This is a genomic window from Cognatilysobacter lacus, assembly GCF_008274655.1.
In the GTDB taxonomy this organism is placed as follows: Bacteria; Pseudomonadota; Gammaproteobacteria; order Xanthomonadales; family Xanthomonadaceae; genus Cognatilysobacter; species Cognatilysobacter lacus.
Window position 1 is genome coordinate 1 of the sequence record NZ_VTRV01000168.1, and the last position, 5,579, is coordinate 5,579.

2 tRNA genes and 3 rRNA genes are annotated in these 5,579 nt (G+C 55.5%); all 5 read left to right on the top strand.

Annotated elements, in window-relative coordinates:
* Positions 1–306: 306 nt before the first annotated feature.
* The 5 genes from FW784_RS12200 (at position 307) to rrf (ending at position 5,521) form a co-directional block, all read left to right on the top strand.
* Positions 307–1,845, top strand: a 16S ribosomal RNA gene (locus tag FW784_RS12200).
* 99 nt (positions 1,846–1,944) lie between these two features.
* A tRNA-Ala gene (locus FW784_RS12205) sits at positions 1,945–2,020 on the top strand.
* 36 nt (positions 2,021–2,056) lie between these two features.
* Positions 2,057–2,133 (top strand) — tRNA-Ile (locus tag FW784_RS12210).
* A 238-nt stretch (positions 2,134–2,371) separates the two neighbouring features.
* Positions 2,372–5,240 (top strand): 23S ribosomal RNA (locus FW784_RS12215).
* A 167-nt stretch (positions 5,241–5,407) separates the two neighbouring features.
* Positions 5,408–5,521: ribosomal RNA gene (gene rrf / locus FW784_RS12220) — 5S ribosomal RNA — on the top strand.
* The 16S, 23S and 5S rRNA genes sit together here with 2 tRNA genes alongside, the layout of an rRNA operon.
* The last annotated feature ends 58 nt before the right edge of the window (positions 5,522–5,579 follow it).

Here is a 5,579-nt window from a genome sequence, read left to right on the forward strand (position 1 = left end):
CAGCAAAATTTCCGCTCACGAGGTGTTGACAGTGATCGGAAATGCCCTAAAATGGGCGGCTCACTTGGACGAACTGAGGTTCGTTTGAGGGGAAAACGAGGCGCGGCGCTGAGGCCGGTCTCGAAGATCTTTGACAGTGTGCGCAGGTGACTTGTGCGGGCGTCTGGTGGTGGATGACTGTCCATCGCAGATGTCTCGTCACAAGCAACAAGAATCAAATGCATGCAAATGCAAGCGAGTTTTGAGGCTTGGAGCGAGCTCTGCACTAAAAGCTTTAGCTGATCCTTCGGGATTGGTTGCAAAACTTAAGTGAAGAGTTTGATCCTGGCTCAGAGTGAACGCTGGCGGCAGGCCTAACACATGCAAGTCGAGCGGCAGCGGGTCCTTCGGGATGCCGGCGAGCGGCGGACGGGTGAGGAATGCATCGGAATCTGCCTCTATGTGGGGGATAACGTAGGGAAACTTACGCTAATACCGCATACGACCTACGGGTGAAAGCCGGGGACCTTCGGGCCTGGCGCAGAGAGATGAGCCGATGCCGGATTAGCTAGTTGGCGGGGTAATGGCCCACCAAGGCGACGATCCGTAGCTGGTCTGAGAGGATGATCAGCCACACTGGAACTGAGACACGGTCCAGACTCCTACGGGAGGCAGCAGTGGGGAATATTGGACAATGGGCGCAAGCCTGATCCAGCCATGCCGCGTGAGTGAAGAAGGCCTTCGGGTTGTAAAGCTCTTTTGTCCGGGAAGAAAAGCCTTAGATTAATACTCTGGGGTCCTGACGGTACCGGAAGAATAAGCACCGGCTAACTTCGTGCCAGCAGCCGCGGTAATACGAAGGGTGCAAGCGTTACTCGGAATTACTGGGCGTAAAGCGTGCGTAGGTGGTTCGTTAAGTCTGATGTGAAAGCCCCGGGCTCAACCTGGGAACTGCATTGGATACTGGCGATCTGGAGTGCGGTAGAGGGTGGCGGAATTCCCGGTGTAGCAGTGAAATGCGTAGATATCGGGAGGAACATCCGTGGCGAAGGCGGCCACCTGGACCAGCACTGACACTGAGGCACGAAAGCGTGGGGAGCAAACAGGATTAGATACCCTGGTAGTCCACGCCCTAAACGATGCGAACTGGATGTTGGGCTCAACTTGGAGCTCAGTATCGAAGCTAACGCGTTAAGTTCGCCGCCTGGGAAGTACGGTCGCAAGACTGAAACTCAAAGGAATTGACGGGGGCCCGCACAAGCGGTGGAGTATGTGGTTTAATTCGATGCAACGCGAAGAACCTTACCTGGCCTTGACATGTCTGGAATCCTTGAGAGATCAGGGAGTGCCTTCGGGAACCAGAACACAGGTGCTGCATGGCTGTCGTCAGCTCGTGTCGTGAGATGTTGGGTTAAGTCCCGCAACGAGCGCAACCCTTGTCCTTAGTTGCCAGCACGTAATGGTGGGAACTCTAAGGAGACCGCCGGTGACAAACCGGAGGAAGGTGGGGATGACGTCAAGTCATCATGGCCCTTACGGCCAGGGCTACACACGTACTACAATGGTGGGGACAGAGGGCTGCAAACCGGCGACGGTGAGCCAATCCCAGAAACCCTATCTCAGTCCGGATCGGAGTCTGCAACTCGACTCCGTGAAGTCGGAATCGCTAGTAATCGCAGATCAGCATTGCTGCGGTGAATACGTTCCCGGGCCTTGTACACACCGCCCGTCACACCATGGGAGTCTGTTGCACCAGAAGCAGGTAGCTTAACCTTCGGGGGGGCGCTTGCCACGGTGTGGCCGATGACTGGGGTGAAGTCGTAACAAGGTAGCCGTATCGGAAGGTGCGGCTGGATCACCTCCTTTTGAGAACCGGCAGCATTGCTGCCAGGCGCCCGCACAAGACACCTGCATTCGAAGTTCCGCAAAGCCCTTGGGGCTTTGACGGGAGCGTCCCGTTTCGATGGGGCTTTAGCTCAGCTGGGAGAGCACCTGCTTTGCAAGCAGGGGGTCGTCGGTTCGATCCCGACAAGCTCCACCATCTCAGGCTCGGCCGATGTCGGCGGATAGCAACATCGGGTCTGTAGCTCAGGTGGTTAGAGCGCACCCCTGATAAGGGTGAGGTCGGTGGTTCGAGTCCTCCCAGACCCACCATATGCTCCCAGCTTCGAATGCCTGCACACACATAAAGATTAGAACCGCACGGGCGCTGAAGCCGGTGGGGTGTTCTTTGAAAAATCGGATGTAGCGAGCGTTTTAGACGGAATGTCTACAGACGTGTCGTGAGGCTAAGGCGGGGGACATTGATCCCCTAAAATTTGAGTTGTCGAAATTCGCGTCCGGGCTTTGTACCCCCGGGCACAGACAACCCCGAGGCGACTTGGGGTTATATGGTCAAGCGAATAAGCGCACACGGTGGATGCCTTGGCGGTCAGAGGCGATGAAGGACGTGGCAGCCTGCGAAAAGTACGGGGGAGCTGGCAACAAGCTTTGATCCCGTAATGTCCGAATGGGGAAACCCACTGCGCAAGCAGTATCCTGCAGTGAATACATAGCTGCTGGAAGCGAACCCGGAGAACTGAAATATCTAAGTACCCGGAGGAAAAGAAATCAACCGAGATTCCCTGAGTAGTGACGAGCGAACGGGGACCAGCCCTTAAGCTGATTGAGTTCTAGCGGAACGTTCCTGGAAAGGACGGCCATAGACGGTGATAGCCCCGTATGCGAAAGGGCTCTTTCAGTGAAAGCGAGTAAGGCGGGGCACGTGAAACCCTGTCTGAACATGGGGGGACCATCCTCCAAGGCTAAATACTACTGACCGACCGATAGTGAACCAGTACCGTGAGGGAAAGGCGAAAAGAACCCTGGTGAAGGGAGTGAAATAGATCCTGAAACCGTGTGCGTACAAGCAGTCGGAGCCTCGAAAGGGGTGACGGCGTACCTTTTGTATAATGGGTCAGCGACTTACTGTTCGTGGCGAGCTTAACCGTATAGGGGAGGCGAAGGGAAACCGAGTCTGAAAAGGGCGCATAGTCGCGGGCAGTAGACCCGAAACCGGGTGATCTAGTCATGCCCAGGGTGAAGGTCCGGTAACACGGACTGGAGGCCCGAACCCACTCCCGTTGCAAAGGTAGGGGATGAGGTGTGATTAGGAGTGAAAAGCTAATCGAACCCGGAGATAGCTGGTTCTCCTCGAAAGCTATTTAGGTAGCGCCTCGGACGAATACTGCTGGGGGTAGAGCACTGTTATGGCTAGGGGGTCATTGCGACTTACCAAACCATTGCAAACTCCGAATACCAGTACGTACTATCCGGGAGACACACGGCGGGTGCTAACGTCCGTCGTGAAAAGGGAAACAACCCAGACCCACAGCTAAGGTCCCAAATTCATCGCTAAGTGGAAAACGATGTGGAAAGGCACAGACAGCCAGGAGGTTGGCTTAGAAGCAGCCACCCTTTAAAGAAAGCGTAATAGCTCACTGGTCGAGTCGGTCTGCGCGGAAGATTTAACGGGGCTAAGCGATGAACCGAAGCTTGGGGTGTGCACATTTTGTGTACGCGGTAGAGGAGCGTTCCGTAAGCCGTTGAAGGTGACTTGAGAAGGTTGCTGGAGGTATCGGAAGTGCGAATGCTGACATGAGTAACGATAATGCGGGTGAAAACCCCGCACGCCGAAAGCCCAAGGTTTCCTTGCGCAACGTCAATCGGCGCAGGGTGAGTCGGCCCCTAAGGCGAGGCTGAAAAGCGTAGTCGATGGGAAGCTGGTTAATATTCCAGCACCTCGCGTAAGTGCGATGGAGGGACGGAGAAGGTTAGGCAGGCCCGGCGTTGGTTGTCCGGGTGAGAGAGTTGAGGCGGTTCCCTTTGGCAAATCCGGGGGAGCAACGTTGAGACTAAGGACGAGCCCTTTTGGGCGAAGCTGCCGATATCACGCTTCCAGGAAAAGCTCCTAAGCTTCAGCTTACGCAGACCGTACCGTAAACCGACACAGGTGGGCAGGATGAGAATTCTAAGGCGCTTGAGAGAACTCGGGTGAAGGAACTAGGCAAAATAGCACCGTAACTTCGGGAGAAGGTGCGCCCCTTTTGGTTCATAGCTGAGAGGGGCCGCAGTGACCAGGCCGCTGCGACTGTTTATCAAAAACACAGCACTCTGCAAACACGAAAGTGGACGTATAGGGTGTGACGCCTGCCCGGTGCTGGAAGGTTAATTGATGGGGTTAGCCGCAAGGCGAAGCTCTTGATCGAAGCCCCAGTAAACGGCGGCCGTAACTATAACGGTCCTAAGGTAGCGAAATTCCTTGTCGGGTAAGTTCCGACCTGCACGAATGGCGTAACGACAGCGGCGCTGTCTCCACCCGAGACTCAGTGAAATTGAAATCGCTGTGAAGATGCAGCGTTCCCGCGGCAAGACGGAAAGACCCCGTGAACCTTTACTATAGCTTTACATTGAACGTTGAGTTCGTCTGTGTAGGATAGGTGGGAGGCTGTGAAACCGAGGCGCTAGCTTCGGTGGAGCCATCCTTGAAATACCACCCTGATGTGCTTGACGTTCTAACCTGGGTCCGTAATCCGGATCGGGGACCATGTATGGTGGGTAGTTTGACTGGGGCGGTCTCCTCCCAAAGAGTAACGGAGGAGCACGAAGGTACGCTCAGCGCGGTCGGACATCGCGCACTGTGTGCAAAGGCATAAGCGTGCTTGACTGCAAGATCGACGGATCAAGCAGGTACGAAAGTAGGTCTTAGTGATCCGGTGGTTCTGTATGGAAGGGCCATCGCTCAACGGATAAAAGGTACTCCGGGGATAACAGGCTGATACCGCCCAAGAGTTCATATCGACGGCGGTGTTTGGCACCTCGATGTCGGCTCATCACATCCTGGGGCTGTAGTCGGTCCCAAGGGTATGGCTGTTCGCCATTTAAAGTGGTACGCGAGCTGGGTTCAGAACGTCGTGAGACAGTTCGGTCCCTATCTGTCGTGGGCGTTGGAGATTTGAGAGGGGCTGCTCCTAGTACGAGAGGACCGGAGTGGACGAACCTCTGGTGTTCCGGTTGTCACGCCAGTGGCACTGCCGGGTAGCTATGTTCGGAAGCGATAACCGCTGAAAGCATCTAAGCGGGAAGCGCGCCTCAAGATGAGATCTCCCGGGAGCTTGACTCCCCTAAAGGAACGTTGAAGACTACGACGTTGATAGGCAGGGTGTGTAAGTACAGCAATGTATTGAGCTAACCTGTACTAATGATCCGTGCGGCTTGACCATATAACCTCAAGTGGCTTCGTGGAGCTTAGCTCCCGAATGCACCCTTGGCTTCGTGACACGTCACGACATTCCACTGCTCGCTACATCCACCCCTTTTCCGCTCAGGTCGAGAGACCTGTCGGTAACCAACGAGAGCGCGGCGCCGTGAGGCGACCCTCCACCCTCTCCCTGGTGACCATAGCGGTGTGGAACCACCCGATCCCATTCCGAACTCGGAAGTGAAACGCACCCGCGCCGATGGTAGTGTGGCTTTGCCATGCGAGAGTAGGTCATCGCCAGGGTCTTTATCCCCAAACCCCCATCCGTGAACACGGGTGGGGGTTTGTCTTTGCGGCAAAG